Source organism: Marinobacter sp. ATCH36 (assembly GCF_023555055.1).
Taxonomy (GTDB): domain Bacteria; phylum Pseudomonadota; class Gammaproteobacteria; order Pseudomonadales; family Oleiphilaceae; genus Marinobacter.
The window spans coordinates 1,409,348-1,432,174 of record NZ_JAMJPL010000001.1 but is presented as its reverse complement, the minus strand read 5'-3'; the positions used below and the strand labels follow the sequence as shown (position 1 = coordinate 1,432,174).

Here is a 22,827-nt window from a genome sequence, read left to right as displayed (position 1 = left end):
ATACTCTCCCTTCCCATAAAGTCGTCTGGTAACAACTGGCTCGCCACCCTATTATTGTGAGTTACTAACAATGATAAGGATGAGTGGCAGCGCAATGGTTGATCCCATCAAGGTATATCCGGCCAAACCTTCCAAGGTCTATTTCTACGGCACCTGCCTGGTGGATATGTTTTTCCCGGACGCAGGTATGGCCGGCATTCAGTTACTGGAACGCGAAGGCATCGAGGTGATCTACCCCGAAGATCAGACCTGTTGCGGCCAGCCGGCCTATACCTCCGGTTACCATGACGAAGCCCGTGCGGTCGCGAAAGCCCAGCTTGGGCTGTTCCCGGAAGACTGGCCCATCGTGGTGCCCTCCGGTTCCTGTGGCGGCATGATGCGCAAACACTACCCCGCCCTGTTCAAAGACACGGTCAATGACGTGAAGGCCGCCGAAATTGCCGGGCGGATCTGGGAGCTGACGGATTTCCTGGTGAATGTCTGCCACATCAAGCTGGACGACCTGGGCGAGCCCACCACCGTGGCGATGCATACCTCCTGCTCTGCGCGCCGGGAAATGGGCGTGGCGGAAGTCGGCCCCAAGCTGCTGGGACAACTGAAGAACGTCAATCTGGTTGAACAGGTACGGGCCGAGGAATGCTGCGGTTTTGGCGGCACTTTTGCGGTGCGCCACCCGGAGATTTCCGGCGCCATGGTCAGTGAAAAAGTGGATACCCTGGTGAACACGGGCGCGAAAGAATTTGTCACCACGGATTGCGGCTGCCTGATGAATATTGACGGTTACGCCGAGAAAAACCACAAGCCCGTGACCGGGCAGCACATTCTCAGCTTCCTCTGGGAACGCACCAACGGCGATGGGGGCAAACGCTCATGAGCGAGACAGAACAACACCCAGCCCATCACATCGATGTAAAGGAATTCCACCCGCGCGCCAGGGCAGCCATACACAACCCGCAGATTCGCCAGAATTTCCGCAAGGCGATGGACGGGCTGATGACCAAGCGCAAGTCCGCGTTCGAGGGCTGGGAGCTGGAAACCCTGAGGGATCTGGGCGCCAACATTCGTCTGCGGGCACTGGCCAACCTTCCGGATTTGCTGGAGCAACTGGAACAGAAGCTGACCGAAAACGGCATCAAGGTGCACTGGGCAGACGATGGCGACGAGGCCTGCGAGATTGTGCGGGATATCTGTACAGCCCGGAACGCCAAAACCGTGATCAAGGGCAAGTCCATGGTGTCCGAGGAAATGGAGCTGAACCATTACCTCGAGGAACAGGGCATCGAGGCGCTGGAGTCGGACCTGGGCGAATACATCGTGCAACTGGCCGAGGAAACGCCGTCTCATATCATCATGCCGGCGATTCACAAGAACACCGAAGAGATTTCCCAGCTGCTGCACGACAAGACCGGCACCGACCTGTCCCACGACGTGGAATACCTGACCGCCAGCGCCCGTTTGCAGCTACGTGAAAAGTTCATGAATGCGGATGTAGGTGTATCCGGCGTGAATTTCGCTGTTGCTGAAACCGGCACCCTTTGCCTGGTGGAGAACGAAGGCAACGGGCGTATGACCACCACCGTGCCGCCCTGCCACATTGCCGTGACCGGTATCGAGAAAGTGGTGCCCAACCTGGAGGACGTAACCGCCCTGTTGGCGCTGCTGACCCGCTCCGCCACCGGCCAGCACATCACCACTTACTTCAACATGATTTCCGGCCCCCGCAAGACCAACGAGCTGGATGGCCCGGAGGAAGTCCATGTGGTGCTGGTCGACAATGGCCGCTCCACCATCTACCAGGACGACGAACTGCTGGACACATTGCGCTGCATCCGTTGCGGCGCCTGCATGAACCATTGCCCTGTGTATACCCGCGTGGGTGGCCATGCCTATGGCACCACCTACCCCGGCCCCATCGGCAAGATTCTGATGCCCCACATGGTGGGCCTGGATGAGGGGCGGCACCTGCCCACGGCCTCCAGTCTGTGCGGTGCCTGCGGCGAAGTCTGCCCGGTGAAGATTCCCATTCCGGACCTGCTGGTTCGCCTGCGCCAGGAAGCCGTGGACGGCGACAAGCTGCATCCGGCCAGGGTTCGTGGCCACGGGGCCAAGCGCGGCGCCGTGGAGGCCATGATCTGGAAGGGATGGAGCTGGATGCATGCACGGCCAGGGCTGTACCGAATGGGCACCGGCCTGGGCGCACGCTTCCGTAAACTACAGCCGGGTAAACTCGGCGGCTGGACACAGTACCGTACGGCTCCGAAACTGGCTGCCAAAACCCTCCACGAACGGATGAAGGAGCGTAACCAGTGAGTTCCCGGGACAAAATTCTCCAGCGCCTCCGCAACCGTAGCGGGGGCGAACTGACTGCTCCGGAATGCGATTTTTCGGTTCTCAACCGGCCCGAGTGGAGCACGGCTGAGAAGCTGGACATGTTCGAACAGACCATCGAATCGGTTCATGGCGAAGTTCACCGCACCACCGAGTCCGGCTGGATTGACCGGCTGGCGGAGATCCTGCAATCCCGGGGCGCCCAGACCCTGTTGATTGCGAAGGATCATCAGATCGGCAAAGCACTGCAAAGTGCCACCAAAGGCCGTGATGACCTGCCGCAACTACTGATCTACGACGAGCCAGTGGAAAGCTGGCAGGAAGCGCTATTTAGCGAAGTGGACGCCGGTATTACCTCCACCCGTGGCGGCATTGCTGAAACCGGGTCACTGATCCTGTGGCCCTCGGTGGATGAACCGCGGCTGATGAGCCTGGTGCCGCCCATTCACATCGCGGTGCTGAAAGCCAGCGAGCTTTACACCACCTTCCACGATGCCATGCAGTCCCAGAACTGGACCGCTGGCATGCCAACCAATGCGCTGTTAATCTCCGGTCCTTCGAAGACCGCTGATATCGAGCAGACCCTTGCCTACGGTGTTCACGGTCCCAAGGAACTGATCGTACTGGTAATTGAATGATCCGAGGCGCATTACTGATTGCCCTGGCTGCCCTGCTCTGGGCGACCACGGGTATTGTTGCAAAATTTCTGTTCACCGGTACCGACTTGCAGGCGGTCACCCTGGCCTTTCTGCGCCTGGCCGTTGCCCTGCCTTTTTTCTTTGTGCTGATGCGCAGGGAGCAGCGTACCCTCGCCCGTAGCGCTGCCCCGTTACCGAAGTTTACCCGCAAGGCATTGATTCCGCTGGTCGCCCTGGGTTTCTTCCAATCCGTGTACCAGGGCAGTTACCTGTTGGCGGTGGATATGACCGGTGCCGGAATTGCCACACTGATTGCCCTGTGCCTTGCGCCTGTTCTGGTCGCAATCATGGCGGCGCCGCTGTTGGGCGAAAAACCCGGACTGGTAACGGTGCTGGCCCTGGTTGCCGCCATAGCAGGGACCGCCATGCTGGTGGTCAGCGACATCGACAGTGCGGGCACACTGCGCCTTGGCGGTATTCTGATGGCGGTTCTGGCAGCCCTGGTGTATGCCGGCTTCACCCTGACCAGTCGCCATACCTCCACCGGCACCCCCGTGTTCACCACTGCTTTTATCTGCTTTTTTACCGCCGCACTGATCCTGCTGCCCGTTGTGGCCATTAGCGGTGGTTTCGAGGGGCTGCAAAGTCTCGGGTTCAGGCACTGGCTGATGGTGGCCTATGTTGGCGTCGTGCCCACGTGCCTGGGCTACCTGAGTTTCTTCACGGGCATGAAAACGACACCGGCAACGCTTTCCAGCATCATCGTGACTCTGGAGCCGCTGTTTGTTGCCTTACTGGCGTGGATGATTCTGGGGGAGCAACTCGGGGTTATCGGTATGGTGGGGGCGCTGATTCTGACAGCGGCTGTTATCGTGGCATCGCAGAGCAGTGCCGGGAAGAAACCCGGCACTGCCTGAGCCGGCTTACGCTTCTTCTGCTCCACGGCGCTGCTTTTCAAGCATGTCCGGCTGCAGGATTTCGATCCAGTAGCCGTCCGGGTCCCTGATAAACGCCAGGCCTTTCATCTTGCCATCGTCCGGTTTCTTGGCGAATTCCACACCCAGTTTTTCCAGGCGGTCACAGGCGCTGTAGACGTCTGGCACGGCCACACCAATATGGCCAAAGCCCTGGGGCTCGTCGTTACCGTTGTGGTAGCTGAAATCTTCCTCGTTTTCAGTGCCCCAGTTATGAGTGAGCTCCAGCATGGCTTCACGGCCGAAGGTGAACGTGGTGCGGTGAGCGTCGTCGTGGGGCACCATGTTGGCCTGGCGGTCATCAAGATAGGCCAGGAAGTAGAGAGTGAATTTCATTTCCGGGAAATCGAGTTTTCTGACCAGGCGCATGCCCATCACCCGGGTGTAGAAGTCCATGGAGCGCTCTGGGTCTTTGATGCGCATCATGGTCTGGTTGAAGACGTAGCCTTCGGTTTCGGGCACTGACGCTTCGTGCAGGCCAGGGGCTTGTTCGAAGTGCTTGGGCATGGGTTACTCCCTATTTTATGCGTTCAGGTATCAAACATTATACCTGAGTGCGTTGCAGGGAGATTTCAAGGTTCGACTTTAAACCAACTGATGCTCTTCGCCTTCGTAATACGCTTCCACTCTTGGATTCATGACCTTCTTCCACAGCGGCGGAATCATCGCCAGGACCACCATGGCAGCGTAGCCGGCGGGTAGTTGCGGGGCGACGTCGTGGTGGCGGAGCACCTGATAGCGGCGTTTGGCCCAGGCGTGGTGGTCGCTGTGGCGCTGGAGGTGGAAGAGGAACACGTTGGTGAGGAAGTAGTTGGAGTTCCAGCTGTGTTCCGGGCCGGTGCGTTCGTAGCGGCCGTTTTCGAGTTTGCGGCGGTGGAGGCCGTAATGCTCGAGGTAGTTGACGATTTCCAGCAGGTTGAGGGCGATGAAACTCTGGCCCAGGAAGAAGGCGGCGCCAAGCCAGCCGAAGGCGACGGTGAAGGCGGCCAGTGCCAGCGCGCTGATGCTATACCACCAGATGAGTTCGTTGCGCCAGTTGAAGGCTTTGTGGCCCTTTTTCCGCAGGCGCCTGGCTTCCAGCTTCCAGGCGTTCATGAAGTTGCGGGCGTAGGCCTGGGGCAGGAAGTTATACAGGGACTGGTTATAACGCGATGAGGAGGCGTCTTCCGGGGTGGAGACGTGAACGTGGTGACCACGCAGGTGTTCGACCTTGAAGCCGGCGTAGCACACCAGCGACAGCAGGAAGCCGCCAGCCCAGGTTTCCAGTTTGCCATCTTTGTGGATGAGCTCGTGGGCGACGTTGATGCCCAGGCCACCGACAATGCCGATGGAAAATATCCAGCCGATGCCGCCGGCCACACTGAACATGCCTGAGGCCAGCTCGAACATGCTCCAGACCAGTAGCACCGCAAAAGCGGCAACCCAGCCCAGAGTAATGAATTTGTAGAACACTTCGGTGTTCATGCGGGGCGTGTCCACTTCCTCATCGGGGTTGAGGGCGTCTTTGCCCAGTAGCAGATCGAGAATGGGGATGATGCCGAAAACGACGACAGGCACACCCCAGGCGAACAGGTTTACCCAGCCGGTGGCCTGCCCGGCCGCCAACAACAAGGGTGGCAGCGCCAGGGGCAGCATGGCGATCAGATAGCTGTATTTTTTGAGTGTCAGCAACACCTTTCGGCGTGCGGATTCAGTGCCCAGGGTCAATGGTTTGGTATTCACGGGTCTTACCTCATTGGCTGTTGCATTGGATCTTGGTGATCACTTATTGTCGACTGCATTATTGTTCGACAATATTTCAGTAGTCAATAGGGGAGAGACACTTTTTGATCAACACGGACTTACAGTCGGGAATCGCTCCCAGCTGATTCGCCGGCGCGACGCTGCATATAGTTCACTGCCAGCAGCAACAGCATGGTCAGGACACCCGCGACTTCCACGTAGACGTCGGGATAGAAAACCGCGATAACCCCGCCACACAGCAAGATTCGCATCCACGCCTTCATGCTGGTGAACAGGAAGCCTTCCAGTGCCGCTGCAAAGGCAGCCAGGGCGAGAATGGCGAGGAACCCGTTCCATAGCAGCACAGGCCACGGGCCGCCTTCTATGATTACGGGGTTGAACACCATGAACAGTGGAATGAGGTAAAGGCCCTTGGCGAACTTCCAGGCCTGGATACTGGTCTCCATGGTTTTGCTGCCTGCGATCGCCGCCCCCGCAAACGCAGCCAACGCCACCGGGGGCGTAACATTGGAGTCCTGCGAGTACCAGAACACCAGCAGGTGGGCCACCAACAGTGGGATACCAAACTCATTGGTCAACGCCGGCCCCACCAGCACAATCAACACGATGTAGCTGGCGGTGACCGGCAGCCCCAGCCCCAGGATCAGGCTTGCAATGACCACCAGAAGCAGCGCCAACAGGATGTTGCCGTCTGCGAACGCGATCATCATTGAGGAAAACTTGAGGCCCAGCCCGGTCAGACCGACAACCGCCACCACGATGCCGGCAATCGCGCAGGCAATGCTGACGGGCACCGCGTTGCGCGCGCCAAGCTCTAGCCCCTGCAAGAGTTTCACGACACCTTCACGCAGCGCATGCATCAACGCTTTGCCGAGCTGGTTCTCGGCACGCCCCTGTTTGTAGGCGAGGTAAAGGCCATTCAGCCCGGCGATGCCAATGATGCCGACCACGGCGTAGAACCCGACTCGCATGGGCGAGATCCCGATAACCAGCAGGTACACCAACATGATGATTGGCAACAGGAAGTACCAGCCTGCGGCCATAACATCCCTGAGCTGGGGAAGATCGCTGGCGGGCAGGCCCTTCATACCCTGCTTTACCGCACAGATGTGAACCAGCAGGTACACCGTGGCGAAGTAGAGCAGAGCCGGAAACACGCTCACCTTGACGATTTCCACATACGGAACCCGGGTGTACTCCGCAATCAGAAAGGCGCCAGCACCCATCAGGGGCGGCATTATCTGTCCACCCGTACTGGCGGCAGCCTCGATACCACCGGCCTGGGCAGGGCGGAAGCCCAGTTTTTTCATCAACGGGATCGTAAATGCGCCCGTGGTGACCACGTTGGCGATGGAACTGCCGGAGATGGACCCCATACTCGCCGACGCCAATACCGCAGCCTTGGCCGGGCCTCCGCGCTGGCGACCGGTCGCAGCAAAGGCCAGGTCGATAAAGAAGCGGCCAGCGCCGGTGACTTCCAGCATGGCGCCAAACAGCACGAAGATGAAGACGAACGTCGCCGCGACACCCAGTGGCAGGCCGAAAATGCCTTCCTGCCCGAGGTATAACTGGGCGCCGATTCGATCCAGGGAATAGCCGCGATGGTTGAGAATGCCGGGCAACCACTCACCCAGTTCCGACAGCGGCCCACGCTGGCCACTCATGGCGTAAAGGATGGCAACAACACCGATCACGGTCAGGCCGGCGCCCACTGCGCGGCGGCTGGCTTCAAGCAGAGCGATTGTGCAGACCCAGGCCATGACGATGTCGGTCTGGTTCCAGAATCCCGCCCGGCCGGTAATCTCATCCAGAAACCAGACCAGATAGAAGCCGGAGGCGGCGGAGGCAATCAGAAAAACGGTGTCGATCAGTGCCGTTATCGTGCCACGGGATTTGCCGGGGCGCGGCCCGAACAGCAGGAAACACAGCACCATCACCAACGCCAGGTGAATGCCTCGTTGATAGAATAATCCGAGCGGCTGGATGCCCGCAGTATAGAGCTGGAACAGCGAGAGAGCGATACCGACCAGGGCAATAAGCCAGAGCAGAGGCCGGGGCCCGCTCAGTCTGGTCGGCTGCCAATCGCCATTGGTTTTCAGAAAAAGGGCCGTTTGTTGACTCATTGAAGCTGGTTTCCTGTATCGCCTGCGGGCTGGACTCGAATCTCAACCAGCGTGTCTGCAGCCAGACGGCTGAGACTGACCACCTGCGATCCCGCCCTAATGCGGTGATTCACTGAAAGAGCGCCAACGCGCAACCAGAGATGATTACCGGAGATGGGAACCTGCATTTCAACGATGCGGTAACCGTGTTCGTCGTCAGACTCCAATGTTCCCCGCCCTTCCGTGTGGCCGAGGCCGGCGGCGAAGTCTGGTGTGTGACTGCTGTCCAGCATCAGTTGGCCGTCTTGCATCTGGAAGCAGTCGGTAACCGGGAACCCCTGCACCGAATGATTCCAGACCAGGCACCACCGCCCTCCCTCGGGCAGACTGATCTCGGCCAGCGAGGTTTGGTTAGCATCCGATACCGACAGTTGCCAGGCTGGCATGCCCTGCGAGCTGCCTGCTGTGGGCAATAACACCCACAGCAGTGATCCAGCCAGACAACAGGCCCGGTACGCAACGCGCCGAGACATGATGGCTGTCAGGGCCCGTTTACTGACGCAGTTTATCCGGCACTGTTGCGCCGACTTCCTCGTAATACCTGATGGCACCCGGATGGAGCGGAATGGGTGTGGACTCAAGACTGAACTCCACGGTGGTGTCGTCGGCAGCCGGGTGAATCGCCCGCAGAGCGTCCACTTTTTCAAACAGCAGCTTGGTGATCTGGTAGGCAAGCTCGTCCGACATGGCGTTGTTAACCGTGAGCACGTTTGGAATGCCAATCGTTGAAATGGCTGAATCAACACCCTCATAGGCACCGGCACGCAACTTGTAAGGTGCAAATACCGGAACTTCCGCCCTGGCATTGGCGATTTCGGTCTCTGAGAGTGATATCAGTGCGATATCGCGGGTGGTGGCAAGACTGACGATGGAGCTCGTTGGCGGGCCCACGCTCCAGAATCCGGCGTCGATGTCACCATCACGCAGGGCATCCGCAGTCTCGTTGAAGTTCAGGCGGCGAGCGTCGAAGTCGTCGAAGCTTATTCCGTTCGCCTCCAGCAAAGACTTGGCGTTGACTTCGGTACCGCTGCCGGGCGCCCCGACAGACACATTCTTACCCGCGAGATCAGCGAGCGACGTGATACCCGAGTCCGCCAACGTGACGATCTGAACCGCATTCGGGTAGAGAGAGGCAATGGCCAGCACATCCAGCTTATTGCCATTGAAGCGTTCGCCACCGTTGTGCGCTTGATGCACCGTATCAGCCAGCGCGATGGCCAGGTCGGAATCCTGGCGATGAACCAGCCCCATGTTTTCAACCGAGGCGCCCGTTACCTCCGCCACTGCGCTGTAGCCCTCAATATGATTACTGATTAATTCAGCAAGCCCGCCACCCAGGGGGTAGTAGGTACCGCCGGTGCCACCCGTGGCGATGGAGAGATTCGTATCCGCATGGGCGGAGGAGACACCGATCAGCGCGGTCGCGCTCAGTGCCAGAAATAACTTACGCATGTTAATCACCTCATTTTTGTTGGAATTGCGTCGGGACACGTGATTGCCGTGGACGTTTTAATAGGATAGCAGCCAATTGCCAACTACTGATTCTTCCTGCAAATAAGGTTAAGATCTGACAGGCATTTCCCAGAGCCATCATGGTTCTGAACGTTAAAAGCAGGCTTCAATCAATGGACTTCCAGGTTCCCAACACCCTTGCCGAGCAAATCGCCAACTACCTGGCCGAGCGCATCATGACGGGCCAGATCAGGCCTGGTGAACGGTTGCATGAGGCCACCACCGCCAATGAACTGAAGGTCAGCCGGGCTTCAGTGAAGGAGGCGCTGTACACACTCGAACGCTGGCACCTGGTCGAGATCACCCCACGCAAAGGCGCATCCGCCACCCAACTGGATGCTGCGCACGCTTCCGAGCTTTACGACGTTTACATGCACTTGCTGATCATGCTGGCGCGGCGACTGTGCGAGCGTTGGCAGGAGGCAGACAAGGCAGATTTGTTGCAGGCGGTAGAAACAGTGACCACCCGGATGCAACGGAAGAATGCCAATATCACGGCGATCGTGGAGGCCAGTTTCGGGGTGATGGAGGTATGCTGTAAGGTAGTGGCCAATCCTTACCTCACTGAGGCATTGACCAACTTCAAGCCGGCTGTCAGCCGGGCCTACTACCTCAGTGCAGATCGCTACCGGCAGGATCTGGACCGCACCGGGCTGTTCTTCAGCCGCCTGACCAAAGCTATCCTGGCGCGGGACGCCAATGAATCTGAGGCCCTGGTGGCTGAGTTTGGCGCCCACCAGAAAGCACTTATCCAGCAGGCGCTGGCGGTCAGTTCATGACCAATCCCCCGGATCAGGATTATCAACAGCGCGCGTCCTGGCGCAGGCTGACGGTTTTCAGCCTGATCTTCATTGCCATGACGGCAGCCGGGCTCTATGCCGTGTACGACCAGTTCGCCGGCCGCAGCGTTACTTTTGATCAGCGCCTGCTTGCGCCTCGAACCCTCGTTTCAGTCATTGCGCTGCTTGTGATTTACTTTGTCGCTGACGGTCTGAGGTTGCACTTCACCCTGCGGGCACTGGGACACCGTTTGTCCTTCCCGGTGATTTTCCGGCTGGTGTTCATTAATCTGTTTTTCTCCAATGTTACCCCCATGGCTACCGGCGGCGGCTTTGCGCAGATCTGGTACCTGCAGCATCATGGGGTACCGGTGGGCCGTGCCACGGCAGCGACCACCATCCGGACCGTGATCGCGGTGATCTTTATCTTCTCGCTCACCCCGGTTTTCCTACTGACGCTCGACGCCCTCGAGAATCAGCCCCTCGTGGGAGAACTGGGGCCGATACTGGCGGTGCTAATCCTCCTCTACCTCGGTTTTTTCATGGTCGTCCTGTTCCGCACCCGCTGGCTTATCGCACCCCTGGGGAGACTGCTGAGTGTGTTGCACCGTTTCCACCTTATCAGTGAGCGCAGGCACCATCGCTGGCAATTCAAGGCCAGGCGGGAAATGCTGCGGTTTTCCCACAGCTTCGGCGATTATCTCAACGGCCCGAAACGGTTCGTTGCGTTATCGGTACTGTTCACTTTTATATTCCTGCTAAGCCTGTTCAGCTTCCCGGCGCTGCTGATATCGGCACTGGATTACCAGGTAGACTACGTTGTGAGCACCGGCCTGCTGGTGGTGACCACGTTTGTGATGTATTTTTCACCAACACCCGGCGCGTCCGGCATATCGGAAGGGGTGTTCGGTAGTTTCTTCCGGGACATACTCACGGCCAATCACCTGGTTCTGGTAACTATCGCCTGGCGATTCATCACGATTTATCTGGGCATGCTGGCCGGTCTGGTAATCCTGCAGAGGGAACTGGTTAGGAACAGGAAGGAAGCCCCATGAAAAGCCGCCATCCGTTAAAACTGCTGTTCTACATCAACCTGTCGATTTTGTTGCTGCTGATTGGGTACAAGGGTTACCTCAACCTGTTCGCGCCCGAGTTCGAGGCCCTGCACACAGAGCAGGTAGCCCGGATCAGCGACAATCTGGCGGACTCCGGTGGTTTCAGTTTTGCGGTTGTGGGCAACATCAACAATTCCGTTGGTGTCTTCGAAGAACGGATGATCCCGGTACTCAACCAGTCTGGCCTGGACTTTGTAGTGTCCGCCGGAAACGCTGTCAGCGGGGGCGGCGAAGACAAGTACCGTGCCATTCAGGGCACCCTGTCCAATCTGGACATTCCCTACCTGCTGACCTTTGGCGACAACGAGTACGAGAATTTCGGCAGCTACCGGTTCTACGACCACTTCGGCCCACATTTTTTCAGTATCAAGGCCGGTGACGCACGGCTGATCTTTCTGGACAGTACCGGCAAAACCCCCTGGCAATGGCAGATCCGCTGGCTGAACGACCTGTTGAGCCAGGAGCCCAACAGAGTGCGTTTTCTGTTCGTCGGTCACCCGCTGCTGGAACCGGAACAGGATGCGCCCTTCGAGGAGGATGACGATTTCCTCGAGCCTCCGGAATTCCGTCAGGCCCTGCTTGAGGCCATTGCCAGGCACGATGTGGATATGGTGTTCTCGGCCAATCTGTCCCTGTATTCGGATCAGGTAGAGGGTAATACACGATTCATCACCACCGGTGGAGCCGGGGGACTGGTGCTCAATAATGACACCAGTTTTTACCATTACGTGCGGGTGAATGTGAGCGAAGATGGCGAGATCAGCCATTCAATGGAACGGCTGGAAGCCGGGCAGAACCCGATACTGAGTACCCTGGAATCCCTCTGGTTCTTTGTCTACTCCCTGTTCTATGTGGGCTACGTGAACTTCATCCTGCTGGTGGCCGTGTTTGTGCTGATCAGCATCAAGCTTTACACCGCCATTTTCGTGGAGAAAGACTACTATCCGGATTACGATCTGGACCCACAGCCCTGGCTTTCCCGACCGTTAAGGGTTGCCATGTTCACCAACAACTACCTGCCGTTCATTGGCGGTGTACCTATCTCCATCGAGCGCCTGAGAAAAGGCCTGGAAACTCTCGGCGACGTCATCCTGATTGTGTGCCCTCGATATCGTGACCAGCCCCGGCAGGAAAGCAACGTGGTGCGGGTGCCATCCCTTTTATCCATGGGCGAGAATCGGGAATTCCGGCTGGCCAACATATTCCTGCCGCGGATCCGCCAGCGGCTGCGAGCGTTCAAACCAGACATCATCCACCTGCACCACCCCATCTGGCTGGGTTCGCTGGGAATGTTCATCGCCCGGCGCCTGAAGGTGCCGGCGGTTTACACCTATCACACCCGCCTGGAACATTACGCGCACTTCGTACCCCTGCCGGGCAACCTGTTCCGCAACCTGATCTCTCATGAGCTGATCAAACGGTTTGCCAACAAGTGCGACGGCGTCATCGTGCCCACCTACTCCACCGAGGAGTACCTGCGGATGATTGGCGTCAAGAGCCCGGTGTTTGTTCAACCCACTGGTATCGAGTACCAGCGATTCCAGGAGGTTGACGATGAAGATGTCCGCAAGCTGCGGGAATCCCTGAATATTGGTGATGAGACCGTATTCGTCAGCGTGTCCCGGCTTTCCAACGAAAAGAATATCGATTTCATGATCGATGCCATTGATGAACTACGCAGGCGCACCGACCGCCCCTTCCGTTTCCTGATGATTGGTGAAGGCCACCAGCATGAGCGCCTGCAGCAGCGTATCGATGAGCTTGACTTACAAGATCACTTCACACTGGTCGGCTCCATCCCTCCGGATGATATGGCCACCTGGTATCACCTTGGCGATGCTTTCCTGTTCGCCTCCAAATCTGAAACCCAGGGCATGGTAATACTGGAAGCCATGGCCGCCGGGCTGCCGGTGGTTGCAGTACGCTCCAGTGGCATTGACGATGTGGTGCGCGACGGCTTCAACGGCTTCAAGACACCGGAAAAGCAGGACCAGTGGTGTGCACGGGTGCAACAGCTGCTGGAAGACGACGGGCTTCGTGAGGAACTGGCCGCCCACGCCCTGGAGTTTGCCGCGGATTATTCGGTGGAGCAGTTTGCCCGTGATATGCGTGAGATCTACGCCCTTACCCTGGTGCGATCGTCCTCCCGATAACCCGATCAACGGCACACCTCCAACGCATTACTTTCACCAACAGAGATGATCGGTTTAGACTGTGAAAACGTACCTATCAGGTACCTTTTCAATCCGGAGACAGACTGTGACAGGCATTCCCGTTGGTATCAGCACCTGCCTGCTGGGCAAGGAAGTTCGCCATGACGGCGGCCACAAACATTCCCGCTTCTGCACCCAGGTACTCTCCCGTCATTTTGATTTCCGCTCCATCTGCCCGGAACTGGAGGCGGGGCTCGGCGTGCCCAGGCCCGCTATCCACCTGCGCGAATACCAGGACGGGCTCAAACTGATCGAATCCAAAGGCACGGCGGACCATACCGATGCCATGCAGGAGTTCATCGACCAGGTAATGCCGACACTGGCAGACCTTCGGGGGTACATCCTGATGGCGAAGTCACCGAGTTGTGGCATGGAACGGATCAAGGTACACAACGCTGACGGCAATGTGATTCGCCGCGACGGCCGTGGCCTGTTTGCCGAGGCACTCATGCGCCAGTACCCGCTGATGCCGGTGGAGGAAGAGGGCCGGCTGAACGATGACACGCTGCGGGAGAATTTCATTGAACGCGTGTTTGCCTACGACGACTGGATGCAGAACGTCGCCGGTGAAAACCTCACTGCCCGCGCCCTGATCGAGTTCCACACCCGCCACAAATTCCAGCTGCTGGCTCACTCCGAGAGAATCTACCGCCAGCTCGGCCCGATGCTTGGGGATCTGAAATCGGAACCGTTGAAAGACATCGCCGACCGATACATCACTGCGTTCATGGAAGCAATGGCCCAGCGGGTCAGCCGTGGCTCACACGTCAATGCCATGCAGCATCTGATGGGCTACCTGCGGGATTCCATGGCGAATGAGGACCGCAAGGTACTGATGGAGCAGGTCGAGGCTTACCACCGGGGCGAAATACCGTTGGTCGTGCCGATGACGCTGCTGCGGATGGCCCAGCGGCGGGAGCCGGTGGACTACCTGCATACCCAGAAGTACCTGACGCCTTACCCGGACGAGCTGGGGCTCAGGAACCGGGTCTAGCGCCAGCCCACATCAGAAACCGTACAGCAGTGACAGCGAGATTTCGGTATCGGTGTCGTCTGAACCCTCAGGCTCATCCGATACATGCTGTACCAGGTAGGCCACTTTCATTGACAGGTTACCGACAACCGTCGCCTGAACAGAGGTTTCAGACTCTGTGACGGTGTTGTTTTCATCCAGGCCGATTTCAGTGCTCAGCTTCTGACGAAACAGGGCATTTTCAGACAGGCCATAGTCGAACTGGCCCGCCAGCCGGGCGATGGCTTCTTCTTCGTCCCGGTTGCCGTCTGAATCAGGCTCTTCCAATTTGTTGAACCGGTAACCAAGACCGGCTGAAAGATCGAGGAAGGAGCGGTCGCCGCGCTGCCATACCCGGTTACCGTAACCGGTGGTCAGGGTTGACTGAAAATCATACCCGGAGAAGCGATCATCCTCGTAGGCGCCCCGGACAAAAAGGTACTGGCTGCCCTCGAACTTGTAGTCGGATTGCAGATTACCCCGGTATTTCTCGGCCGTCGTCTCATCGTCTGATTCCGAATAGGCAGAGCGGAACTCGCCGGAGTGACGCCACTCGGCTTCCTCGTACATCAGCGCGAGACGGCTATTAATGTTGGTTTCCTCGGTGTTGCCGGAGGTTATCAGAACACCAGCTTCGCCTTCGCCTTCCCAGCCATCAAAATCCTCGGCGAACACCATCGGTGACAGGGCCAGCAATACAATCGCAGGGGTCGTTCTGAACCGCATGAAATCTCCCAGTTTTTATGATCAGGATTTGGCACCACGCTCGCCCATGGCGCTTTTTCGGGCCTGCTGTTCGCGCTCTGCCTTTTTTCGGGCCTTTCGCTCCGCAATGATCAGCGCAGCTTCGCCACCCACATGCGCTTCGCCCCGCTTCTCGGCCAGTCGCATCTGGCGCTCACGCTCGGCAAAGCGGGCTTTCTGCTCTGCCGTCAGCGAATCGATACAGCGATGGCAGCTCACGCCCTGCTCGTACTCCGGGCGCTGCTTATCTTCCTCGGTAATTGGCCGGCGGCAGGCATGGCACTGGTCGTACTCACCCCGCTCCAGCTTATGATTCACCGTTACCCGGTCATCAAACACGAAGCACTCACCGTGCCACAGGCTCTCTGCTTCCGGAACTTCTTCCAGGTACCGGAGGATGCCACCCCTGAGGTGATAAACCTCATCAAAGCCCTGCTCTTTCAGAAATGCCGTGGACTTTTCGCACCGGATGCCCCCGGTACAGAACATCGCCACTTTTCTGTGTTTTGACGGGTCCAGGTTTTCTTTCACGTATTCCGGGAACTCCCGGAACGTATCCGTGGCCGGGTTTCTGGCATTCCTGAATGTTCCGATTTCTACTTCATACTGGTTGCGGGTATCGACAACCATTACGTCCGGGTCGGAGATCAGATCATTCCACTCTTTCGGATCCACATAAGTGCCCACAATGCGCTTCGGATCAATGCCTTCCACGCCCATGGTGACAATCTCTTTTTTCAGCTTCACCTTGGTGCGCTTGAAAGGCTGGATATCCACGAAGGACTCCTTGTAATCAATACCCTCAAACCGCTCATCGGCATCCAGCCAATTCCTTATCGCATCCACACCCTCACGGCTGCCTGCGATAGTACCGTTGATGCCTTCGCGGGCCAGCAGCAAGGTGCCGTGCACGTCTTTCTCAAGCATCAGCTCCAGCAGCGGCTGGCGAAGGGTTTTGTAATCATTCAGAACTGCGAACTTGTATAGCGCGCAGACAACAACATCCTGGCTCATGTGTCTGGTTTCTCCAGCGGGCCGGACCGTAAATCCGGAGCATGGTTAATAATCGCCCAAAGGCGCGAGGCCGCCATTCTAACGAATTCGGCCCCGGGAGAGTATTACAGGGAGTTACTGCGCTTAATCGGACAGCTCACGCTCAACGACGGCTGACAACTGCCCCCAGCCCGGTCGGGTCAGGCGTATGTTATCGACGAGCACGGTTGGCGTGCTGGTGACACGGAGTTGCATGGCTACGCGCCGGCTCTGCTCGATGTCTTCAACGTGAAGGTCGGTAGTCATACAACGGCGGAACCTGCGCTCTTCCAGCCCCAGATCATTGGCGTAGCGGCTGAAGGTATCCACTGGGCTGCCGGACCCACTCCATTCTGTTTGCATATCAAACAGCTGGTCGTGCATTTCCCAGTAGGCGCCCTGGTCGCCGGCACAGCGGGCTGCCTGGGCTGCCGGGACGGCATTGTCATGTTGTTGCAGAGGCAGGTCGAAGTATACAAAGCGTACCTTTCCTGACTCGACGTACTCCTGTTTCAGTTGCTGGCTGGCGTCTGAGAATCGAGCACAGGCAGGACATTGGTAGTCTGCGAATTCCCGCACCACCACAGGGGCATCGTCGCTACCCACTGAGACACCAAAGCGATCCAGCTGCGCCGGAAAGGGATCGGCATTGGCTGCTGCAACCGGAAGCTCATCCGATGACGGATCCGGGCTTGCGGTCAGGAAAAAGACACCAACTGCAACGAAAACCAGAACAATAACGCCAATACCGGCATAAAGTGGCTTGCGATCTCTCTGCTTGCGGGGAGGTGGCGCACCGGTTTCCTTTCTTCTTTTTGCTTCACCCATGGTGGAGCTCCTTGTTGTTTATTCGTTTCTAATCATTTTCAGGCGGTAGTGAGCACGCTAAGATCCTTTATATCGTACAAAAGTTCCAACTAAAACTGAGGAATTCTCATGGCGTTACCTGAATCACTGAAGTCGTCGCTGAGTCTGCCACTGGTGGCAGCCCCCATGTTCCTGATCTCCGGGCCGGAGATGGCGCTTGCCTGCTGCAAGCAGGGCATCGTCGGCAGTTTCCCCGCCTTGAACCAGCGCACCAGTGAAGCGTTTGAAGAGTGGGTGATTCAGATGAACGAGGGACTGGAGGACCTCCGCCAGACCCACCCGGACCAGAAAATTGCACCCTACGCCGTAAACCTGATCGTTCACCGCACCAACCCACGTTGGGAAGCGGACCTGGAGCTTTGCGTGAAACACCAGGTGCCCATTGTGATCACTTCTCTCGGTGCTGCAACCCGCGTAACTGAAGCCGTGCACAGCTATGGCGGCCTGGTGTTCCACGACGTAACCAACCAGAAACACGCCCGCAAGGCGGCGGAAGCCGGAGTGGACGGCATTATCGCAGTTTCAGCGGGCGCAGGCGGCCACGCCGGCACCATCAACCCGTTCGTGTTGGTGCATGAAATTCGCGAAGTGTTCGACGGAGTTATCCTGCTTGCCGGCGGGCTCTCCAAAGGCGAAGACATTCTCGCCGCCCAGGCTATGGGTGCTGACCTGTGCTACATGGGCACCCGATTCATCAACACCACGGAATCCAAGGCGGAAGCGGCTTACCAGAACATGATTATTGAGGCGGTCTCCGGCGACATCATTCACACCCCGGCAGTTTCGGGCATACCCGCCAACTTCATGCGCCAGAGCCTGGAAGCGGCCGGCTACCCGATGGACAAGCTGAACGAGGCCGGCAAGCTCGACTACGGTGAAAAACTCAAGCCGGTGAATGACGAGGCAAAGGCCTGGAAGACGGTTTGGTCGGCTGGCCAGGGGGTGAGCCAGATTACGGACGTTGTTCCTGTCAATGAGCTAGTTGAGAGGATTACCAAGGAGTACAAGGAGGCGCGCTCCCGGCTTGATGTGTAGGGCGATTTTAGTCGGCATTTGCGCCGGCTGCCCCTTGGGGCAACCGGTGCATAGCTCTTTGATTACTATCAATCATCGTCATTTTCGTCGTCTTCTGTGAGTTCGATGTCCGTAGCTCTGTATGGATACGGTCCTACATTGGCTGGCTCATAGTCTACCTCAACAATCGGAAACTCATCGGTTAGTGGGTTAAATAATTCCTCGATTTTTGACCGGTCGTTGTCCTCAAATGCATTGCTCTCTGCGAACATCCTTACGCCGAGTACGGTGATTGAATTGAAATCGATGTCTCGAACTTTCCCTTTCAGCTCAAAACCATCGGACTCATCGCCATCACCCTCGTTGTCATCCTCTTCCTCACGCTCGATTCTGAGGGCTTCGAGAAACACATTCTCATTGTTGCTTCGCTCTATCCGCTCAATCCCTTCAATTTCCAACTCGTCACCGTCGAAGAGGTCGCCGAGCGTAATTCGTGGGTCGTCGTCATCATTTTCATCATCAGAAATAATCGTTAAAGGCGTCACCCGAATTTCTACACCGCCTACCTCAAAAGATCGCGTCATCAGGTTTATCGACCCATCCGTGATTACACCTTCCACTTCAGCATTGGCCTCACGCAGCTCAATTTCTTCTGCCACGACATTGCCGGCAGAATCGAACTGTCCCTCCACCTGCACAAGGATTCCCTCTGTAAGATCGCTGGGAGTGAGCCCATCCTCAAACTCAGTTTCATCGGAAACCTGAACCGTCAGGCCGCTGGCAGAGAACTCACCGATCTGATTTCCGCCTCCGGATGACACGAACGGTTGCTGAATCGTACCGGTAAACTCAATATCCCCCTCACTGCTACCCTGCTGGTACCGTCGAAAATCGTCTCTATCGATCTGTCGCGCCAGAAGGACTCCTGATGAGAAATCCCCCTCAACTTCAAAAAATACGCCTTCTTGGAGGTCATCCGGAGAGAGACCGCCTTCAAAATCAACAGCAGCATCGTAGTTTATTTCGACACCATTGATGGTAAAGCGGCCGTCCTCAATTGAGTTCTGGTCAATGGCTCCTTCGAGTTCAACATCTTCTGCCGTATCCGCAATAACACCGAGATAACTTGCACGGAATTTGCCGTCGACCTGGCGCCATGCACTGACCCTGATGCTGGTCTCTTCACCATTACCCTGAAGAAGCTGATCGAAAGTCATCCCCTCAATGACGGTTCGTCTTGTAACAACGACTGTCTGGGCAAGCACCGTTAATTCTACAAGTTCATCAGTGCTCGAGGTTCCCAAAGACACATCATCAATAACACCCCGAAGCGTATCGTCATACTCGACCTCGTCCGCCGTACCCTGATCATCCTCGCGCCATTCGCCCTCTATGCGCAGAATCATTCCCTCGCTGAGCTCATCTTCTATCGTGATGCCGTCATCGCTTGTGACGTTGCCATCCGTTTCAAACCGAACCCCATTCACAAACACACTACCAAACCCGGAAACCGGCCCAACGCTGGAACCAGTCCCGCGGATGCCGCCATCGGCGACACCAATGCTGTCCCCACTTCCACCGCCTCCGCCGCAGGCCGCAAGGACGCCAATCGCCAATGCGCTCAACGAGAATCGGGTAGCTGATTGGATGGATTTCGGGTTCATGTATGTTTCTCCCTGGCCAGCGACGGGGCCAACATTATTTATATTTGATCGTTACGGCGTCTGCGAGGAGCCACTTCCGGCTCTTCTGTCATTGCGAAGGCATCGCCCTTATATGGCAGGTCCGGAACATAGGCGCTGCGGCGTAGCAGAAGGCAGCCACTTTCATGCTGTTCGACAATTCCCTTACGAAGTAATTCATTAAAAATGACAGCCGGCGCAAGGTCACAATTCACCTGGTTGACGAGAGCCGTAAAACCAGTCTTTTCTGTACTTGCCGTGGACAGAAGCGTGGGTTCGTTATTGGCATCCAGAAACCGATTGCAGCTGATCCATTGTCGGACCACTTCTCTTGCGCTGGCGGATAGAAGCGTAATGACCAGCTCGGTTGGCTGCCAGCAGTGTCCGGTGTGTGAACAGACTCCGGAATTTGTCATTTCTGTTCTCCATCGATATCTGGCTGAACCGGTTCTTCAAAGTAGAAAATTCCCACTCCGGTTCTTACCGCATCCCCCTCGGACTTGCCTTCGCCATGGCTGGCGATGTCCCGGTCATGGGGACCAAGCCATTTGTCCATCTGCTCGAGCATGGACTGGGCCTGTTGCGCCGCGAAACGGCGCCAGCGTGCCATGACTTCCGGAGGTATGTTGTTGTATACCAGTGTTCTCTGAAACAGGGGCTGGCTGTCGGCTTCGCTCCCTGTGAGATTATGATCAATGGTCGCTATAAGATCGGATACGTCCTCGCCGAAGATCTGGAGCATTTCTTCGCTGTCACCGATCGGCACATAGGCCCTTTGGCGCAACTCCAGATGTCCCGAACCTTCCGTTGCCACAACACCTACCCGAAGTAGCTCTTCCAGAACCGCCCGTGGCGTCATATCTCCGCTGTAGCGTTTTACCAGTTCGCTGAAGCTCAGCGGGCCGTCAAACGGCAATTGTGCAGGCTGGCCATCACTGGTCTGGAATGCGGCGTCGTGAACCCAACCGGAAACCACCCGTGAAGCACGATTTTCATGCCTCGCACCACGATTACCTTCATGTTCACCTGCCAAAATCTCACGCTGTTTTTTCACTTCCTTGCGGGTAAGCCCCGTCATTACCGCTGCGCGGGAATCCGTCGGCTTTTTGCGCTGGTCAGAGAAATCTTCCATGGCGGCATCCACATACGCACGCTTGACCAGTTCCGCAAACTCGGCAAACGGAATGCCGTTGCGGAGCAGCAAGCGTGCCATGGGGCGCAGAATGCGATACAGCGCCCGATGCAGGGGATTGGTGTTGGACTTTGTCATATTTGGGATTGTATTCCCATAGCGACGTCAAAAGCCAGAAGGTCAGGCCGGAGTTTCCCGGCCTGACTCAACGGTTTAGTGATCAATTATCATCATCGTCGTCATCGTCGTCGCTATCATCATCGACATCGACGTTGTCGGTAAGCTCGTACTGGCCACCACTGGTTCCGCGGTACTCCACTTCCACTTCATCGCCAACCTTTGCACCCGAGGTGCTGTACCCATTCAGGAGGATCTCCAGGTTCATAATAGAGATGGAGTTTGAGCCAATTGCGCTCGCCCGGGCTTCGAGCTCGTACTCATCGTCATCGTCGTCGTCACGTTCAATGTTGAGCGCCTCAAGGAAGCCTCCGTTGGAACTCCGCTGGCGACCTTCAATTTCCAGGTAATCACCTACCCGCAAGTCCTGAATGTCCTCAGCCCGGCTGCGGCGATCATCGTCATCATCGTCCTCAATCAGGGTATTGGCATTGATCTGCACCCGAACGCCGCTGACTACCAGGGATTCATCAGTCAGATCAATGGATTCGATGCGGCCTTCCAATTCAGCGTCTGATTCGCGGCCCTCAATCTCTTCTGCCACCAGAATGCCATTACGGAAATTGCCCTCAACTTCGACATAAAGACCATCAGCCAGACTGCTTTCACGCAGGTCATCAAACTCGGTGCCACCAGTAATCTGAACCGTTACTCCATTGAGAGAGAACTGACGGTTTGACGAGTCGTAGTCGTAAATGCTGCCAGAAATCTCGACATCGTCATCGTCGTCATACCAGTCATCTTCGTCTTCAATTTCATCAGCGAGAATGACGCCGTTGCTCAGACGACCCTCAACTTCTACAACGATTCCGTTGGCCAGATCACTCAGAGAAAAGTCGTCATCTCCTACAGCACTGGTGTAGTCGATCTGGAATCCGTTGATGGTGAAGGTTTCTGCGCTTGTGTCCAGGTTGGCTACAACGCCCTCAATCTCGACCTCGTTGTCGTCATCAAATTCAACATCGATAGCCCGGGCACCAACGAAGCTGGCGCGGAAGCTGCCATCATCCAGTCGCCAGGCACTGACGCGCACGTGGTAGCCCTGAGGGTTGCTGGCAAGCTCGGCAGGCGTTGCACCACGAAAGACGGTGCGACCGTCCAACTCAATGTTCTGGCCAAGCATGGCAAGGGTTCCGGTACGGTCGGTCTCGTTCCAGCTCATGCCGGCAACAGGCCCACGGAGTGTGTCGTCATAGCTGACCTTGTCTGCTCGGCCCTCGCCCCGGTCATCCCAGTCGCCTTTGACCTGGAGAATCATGCCTTTTTCCAGCTGATCTTCCCGCTCAATGCCGTCGTCACTGTCGACATTGCCGCTGGTCTCGAACCGGGTGCCGTTTACAAACACACTGCCAAAACCGGTAACCGCACCGACGCTGGTACCAGTGGACGTAGAGTCACTACCAGACGAGCCAGAACCACCGCCGCCACAGGCAGCCAGGGACCCTGCAATCGCGCCGGTCAGGGCGAGTTTTACAGCGTTTGCCAAAGGATTGCGCTTCATCGTTGTTCTCCTTTCATTCTTTCCGGAATACCGGCCGCGGAGTGCAGCCGGTTGGTAATATTTTTCTTTATTGGGATTATTTTCCCAAACTGCTAATTGGGAATTTATTCCCATTTTTAAGATTTGTCCAGTTTTTGATCATGAAGTTTTTGTGAACTTTCCGGCCAGACAGGCGTAAGCTACTGAACACACGAACGAAAAC

21 protein-coding genes are annotated in these 22,827 nt (G+C 56.9%); 9 read left to right on the top strand and 12 right to left on the bottom strand.

Translation table 11 applies throughout. The features are described 5' to 3' along the window. Window positions 1–94 precede the first annotated feature (94 nt). Genes M8010_RS06435 through M8010_RS06420 form a run of 4 tightly spaced genes read left to right on the top strand, consistent with a single transcriptional unit; the run spans window position 95 to window position 3,883 of the window. Complete coding sequence (locus tag M8010_RS06435; RefSeq protein ID WP_250089737.1) at window positions 95–874, top strand: (Fe-S)-binding protein; 780 nt, start codon at window positions 95–97, stop codon at window positions 872–874. Continuing rightward, window positions 871–2,310 (top strand): LutB/LldF family L-lactate oxidation iron-sulfur protein, encoded by a 1,440-nt coding sequence (locus tag M8010_RS06430; protein ID WP_250089736.1) that lies wholly within the window; start codon window positions 871–873, stop codon window positions 2,308–2,310. The genes M8010_RS06435 and M8010_RS06430 overlap by 4 nt, the downstream gene beginning before the upstream one ends. Then, window positions 2,307–2,966, top strand: coding sequence for a LutC/YkgG family protein (locus M8010_RS06425; RefSeq protein ID WP_250089735.1), 660 nt, complete (start codon window positions 2,307–2,309; stop codon window positions 2,964–2,966). Before M8010_RS06430 ends, M8010_RS06425 begins: the two co-directional genes overlap by 4 nt. Further along, complete coding sequence (locus M8010_RS06420; RefSeq protein WP_250089734.1) at window positions 2,963–3,883, top strand: DMT family transporter; 921 nt, start codon at window positions 2,963–2,965, stop codon at window positions 3,881–3,883. The genes M8010_RS06425 and M8010_RS06420 overlap by 4 nt, the downstream gene beginning before the upstream one ends. Window positions 3,884–3,889: 6 nt before the next feature. Here the strand turns inward: M8010_RS06420 and gloA are convergent, their stop codons facing one another. From gloA to M8010_RS06395, 5 genes are all read right to left on the bottom strand, one after another. Beyond that, the gene (gloA, locus tag M8010_RS06415; RefSeq protein WP_250089733.1) at window positions 3,890–4,447 is read right to left on the bottom strand and encodes a lactoylglutathione lyase; all 558 of its coding nucleotides are present in this window, start codon (window positions 4,445–4,447) and stop codon (window positions 3,890–3,892) included. Window positions 4,448–4,525: 78 nt separating this feature from the next. After that, complete coding sequence (locus M8010_RS06410) at window positions 4,526–5,662, bottom strand: alkane 1-monooxygenase (RefSeq protein ID WP_349666088.1); 1,137 nt, start codon at window positions 5,660–5,662, stop codon at window positions 4,526–4,528. Window positions 5,663–5,781: 119 nt separating this feature from the next. After that, window positions 5,782–7,806 carry a TRAP transporter permease gene (locus M8010_RS06405; protein WP_250089732.1) on the bottom strand — a complete coding sequence of 675 codons (2,025 nt, stop codon included), beginning with the start codon at window positions 7,804–7,806 and terminating at the stop codon, window positions 5,782–5,784. Further along, on the bottom strand, window positions 7,803–8,231 hold the full coding sequence (locus M8010_RS06400) for a DUF1850 domain-containing protein (RefSeq protein ID WP_250089731.1): 429 nt from the start codon (window positions 8,229–8,231) through the stop codon (window positions 7,803–7,805). Before M8010_RS06400 ends, M8010_RS06405 begins: the two co-directional genes overlap by 4 nt. A 106-nt stretch (window positions 8,232–8,337) precedes the next feature. Further along, window positions 8,338–9,297 (bottom strand): TAXI family TRAP transporter solute-binding subunit, encoded by a 960-nt coding sequence (locus M8010_RS06395; RefSeq protein WP_250089730.1) that lies wholly within the window; start codon window positions 9,295–9,297, stop codon window positions 8,338–8,340. Window positions 9,298–9,470: 173 nt separating this feature from the next. On the opposite strand from M8010_RS06395, the gene M8010_RS06390 reads away from it, so the two are divergent. The 4 genes from M8010_RS06390 (at window position 9,471) to M8010_RS20025 (ending at window position 14,458) form a co-directional block, all read left to right on the top strand. Further along, the gene (locus M8010_RS06390; protein WP_250089729.1) at window positions 9,471–10,136 is read left to right on the top strand and encodes a GntR family transcriptional regulator; all 666 of its coding nucleotides are present in this window, start codon (window positions 9,471–9,473) and stop codon (window positions 10,134–10,136) included. After that, window positions 10,133–11,191, top strand: coding sequence for a lysylphosphatidylglycerol synthase transmembrane domain-containing protein (locus tag M8010_RS06385; protein ID WP_250089728.1), 1,059 nt, complete (start codon window positions 10,133–10,135; stop codon window positions 11,189–11,191). Before M8010_RS06390 ends, M8010_RS06385 begins: the two co-directional genes overlap by 4 nt. Next, a complete protein-coding gene (locus M8010_RS06380; RefSeq protein ID WP_250089727.1) occupies window positions 11,188–13,404 on the top strand; it encodes a glycosyltransferase in 2,217 nt (738 codons plus the stop codon). The genes M8010_RS06385 and M8010_RS06380 overlap by 4 nt, the downstream gene beginning before the upstream one ends. 106 nt (window positions 13,405–13,510) lie before the next feature. Continuing rightward, window positions 13,511–14,458: a YbgA family protein gene (locus M8010_RS20025; protein ID WP_250089726.1), complete on the top strand. Its 948-nt coding sequence runs from the start codon at window positions 13,511–13,513 to the stop codon at window positions 14,456–14,458. Between the two features lie 12 nt (window positions 14,459–14,470). Here the strand turns inward: M8010_RS20025 and M8010_RS06370 are convergent, their stop codons facing one another. The 3 genes from M8010_RS06370 to M8010_RS06360 form a co-directional block, all read right to left on the bottom strand. Beyond that, window positions 14,471–15,202 carry a DUF481 domain-containing protein gene (locus M8010_RS06370; RefSeq protein ID WP_250089725.1) on the bottom strand — a complete coding sequence of 244 codons (732 nt, stop codon included), beginning with the start codon at window positions 15,200–15,202 and terminating at the stop codon, window positions 14,471–14,473. A gap of 21 nt (window positions 15,203–15,223) precedes the next feature. Continuing rightward, window positions 15,224–16,234, bottom strand: a complete 1,011-nt coding sequence (gene trhO / locus M8010_RS06365; protein WP_250089724.1) for an oxygen-dependent tRNA uridine(34) hydroxylase TrhO — start codon at window positions 16,232–16,234, stop codon at window positions 15,224–15,226. 123 nt (window positions 16,235–16,357) lie between these two features. After that, window positions 16,358–17,080, bottom strand: coding sequence for a DsbA family protein (locus M8010_RS06360; protein WP_250089723.1), 723 nt, complete (start codon window positions 17,078–17,080; stop codon window positions 16,358–16,360). Window positions 17,081–17,188: 108 nt separating this feature from the next. Here M8010_RS06360 and M8010_RS06355 point away from each other — a divergent pair, with 108 nt between their 5' ends. Continuing rightward, window positions 17,189–18,154 carry an NAD(P)H-dependent flavin oxidoreductase gene (locus tag M8010_RS06355; RefSeq protein ID WP_250089722.1) on the top strand — a complete coding sequence of 322 codons (966 nt, stop codon included), beginning with the start codon at window positions 17,189–17,191 and terminating at the stop codon, window positions 18,152–18,154. Window positions 18,155–18,222: 68 nt separating this feature from the next. Here the strand turns inward: M8010_RS06355 and M8010_RS06350 are convergent, their stop codons facing one another. The 4 genes from M8010_RS06350 to M8010_RS06335 form a co-directional block, all read right to left on the bottom strand. Further along, entirely contained in the window at window positions 18,223–19,797 is a 1,575-nt protein-coding gene (locus M8010_RS06350; RefSeq protein ID WP_250089721.1) for a DUF5666 domain-containing protein, read from the bottom strand. Between the two features lie 38 nt (window positions 19,798–19,835). Further along, window positions 19,836–20,231 carry a hypothetical protein gene (locus M8010_RS06345; RefSeq protein WP_250089720.1) on the bottom strand — a complete coding sequence of 132 codons (396 nt, stop codon included), beginning with the start codon at window positions 20,229–20,231 and terminating at the stop codon, window positions 19,836–19,838. After that, window positions 20,228–21,085, bottom strand: a complete 858-nt coding sequence (locus tag M8010_RS06340; protein WP_250089719.1) for a DUF6502 family protein — start codon at window positions 21,083–21,085, stop codon at window positions 20,228–20,230. Before M8010_RS06340 ends, M8010_RS06345 begins: the two co-directional genes overlap by 4 nt. 82 nt (window positions 21,086–21,167) lie before the next feature. Continuing rightward, a complete protein-coding gene (locus M8010_RS06335) occupies window positions 21,168–22,625 on the bottom strand; it encodes a DUF5666 domain-containing protein (RefSeq protein WP_250089718.1) in 1,458 nt (485 codons plus the stop codon). Between the last annotated feature and the right edge of the window lie 202 nt (window positions 22,626–22,827).

Bases quoted from the DNA above. Each gene is read 5' to 3' on its own strand.
- M8010_RS06430 (WP_250089736.1), top strand. From the start codon at position 871: ATGAGCGAGACAGAACAACACCCAGCCCATCACATCGATGTAAAGGAA.
- M8010_RS06335 (WP_250089718.1), bottom strand. From the start codon at position 22,625: ATGAAGCGCAATCCTTTGGCAAACGCTGTAAAACTCGCCCTGACCGGC.
- M8010_RS06385 (WP_250089728.1), top strand. From the start codon at position 10,133: ATGACCAATCCCCCGGATCAGGATTATCAACAGCGCGCGTCCTGGCGC.
- M8010_RS06380 (WP_250089727.1), top strand. From the start codon at position 11,188: ATGAAAAGCCGCCATCCGTTAAAACTGCTGTTCTACATCAACCTGTCG.
- M8010_RS06350 (WP_250089721.1), bottom strand. From the start codon at position 19,797: ATGAACCCGAAATCCATCCAATCAGCTACCCGATTCTCGTTGAGCGCA.
- M8010_RS06405 (WP_250089732.1), bottom strand. From the start codon at position 7,806: ATGAGTCAACAAACGGCCCTTTTTCTGAAAACCAATGGCGATTGGCAG.
- M8010_RS06340 (WP_250089719.1), bottom strand. From the start codon at position 21,085: ATGACAAAGTCCAACACCAATCCCCTGCATCGGGCGCTGTATCGCATT.
- M8010_RS06345 (WP_250089720.1), bottom strand. From the start codon at position 20,231: ATGACAAATTCCGGAGTCTGTTCACACACCGGACACTGCTGGCAGCCA.
- M8010_RS06360 (WP_250089723.1), bottom strand. From the start codon at position 17,080: ATGGGTGAAGCAAAAAGAAGAAAGGAAACCGGTGCGCCACCTCCCCGC.
- M8010_RS06355 (WP_250089722.1), top strand. From the start codon at position 17,189: ATGGCGTTACCTGAATCACTGAAGTCGTCGCTGAGTCTGCCACTGGTG.
- M8010_RS06390 (WP_250089729.1), top strand. From the start codon at position 9,471: ATGGACTTCCAGGTTCCCAACACCCTTGCCGAGCAAATCGCCAACTAC.
- trhO (WP_250089724.1), bottom strand. From the start codon at position 16,234: ATGAGCCAGGATGTTGTTGTCTGCGCGCTATACAAGTTCGCAGTTCTG.
- M8010_RS06400 (WP_250089731.1), bottom strand. From the start codon at position 8,231: ATGCCAGCCTGGCAACTGTCGGTATCGGATGCTAACCAAACCTCGCTG.
- M8010_RS06435 (WP_250089737.1), top strand. From the start codon at position 95: ATGGTTGATCCCATCAAGGTATATCCGGCCAAACCTTCCAAGGTCTAT.
- gloA (WP_250089733.1), bottom strand. From the start codon at position 4,447: ATGCCCAAGCACTTCGAACAAGCCCCTGGCCTGCACGAAGCGTCAGTG.
- M8010_RS06420 (WP_250089734.1), top strand. From the start codon at position 2,963: ATGATCCGAGGCGCATTACTGATTGCCCTGGCTGCCCTGCTCTGGGCG.
- M8010_RS06395 (WP_250089730.1), bottom strand. From the start codon at position 9,297: ATGCGTAAGTTATTTCTGGCACTGAGCGCGACCGCGCTGATCGGTGTC.
- M8010_RS06370 (WP_250089725.1), bottom strand. From the start codon at position 15,202: ATGCGGTTCAGAACGACCCCTGCGATTGTATTGCTGGCCCTGTCACCG.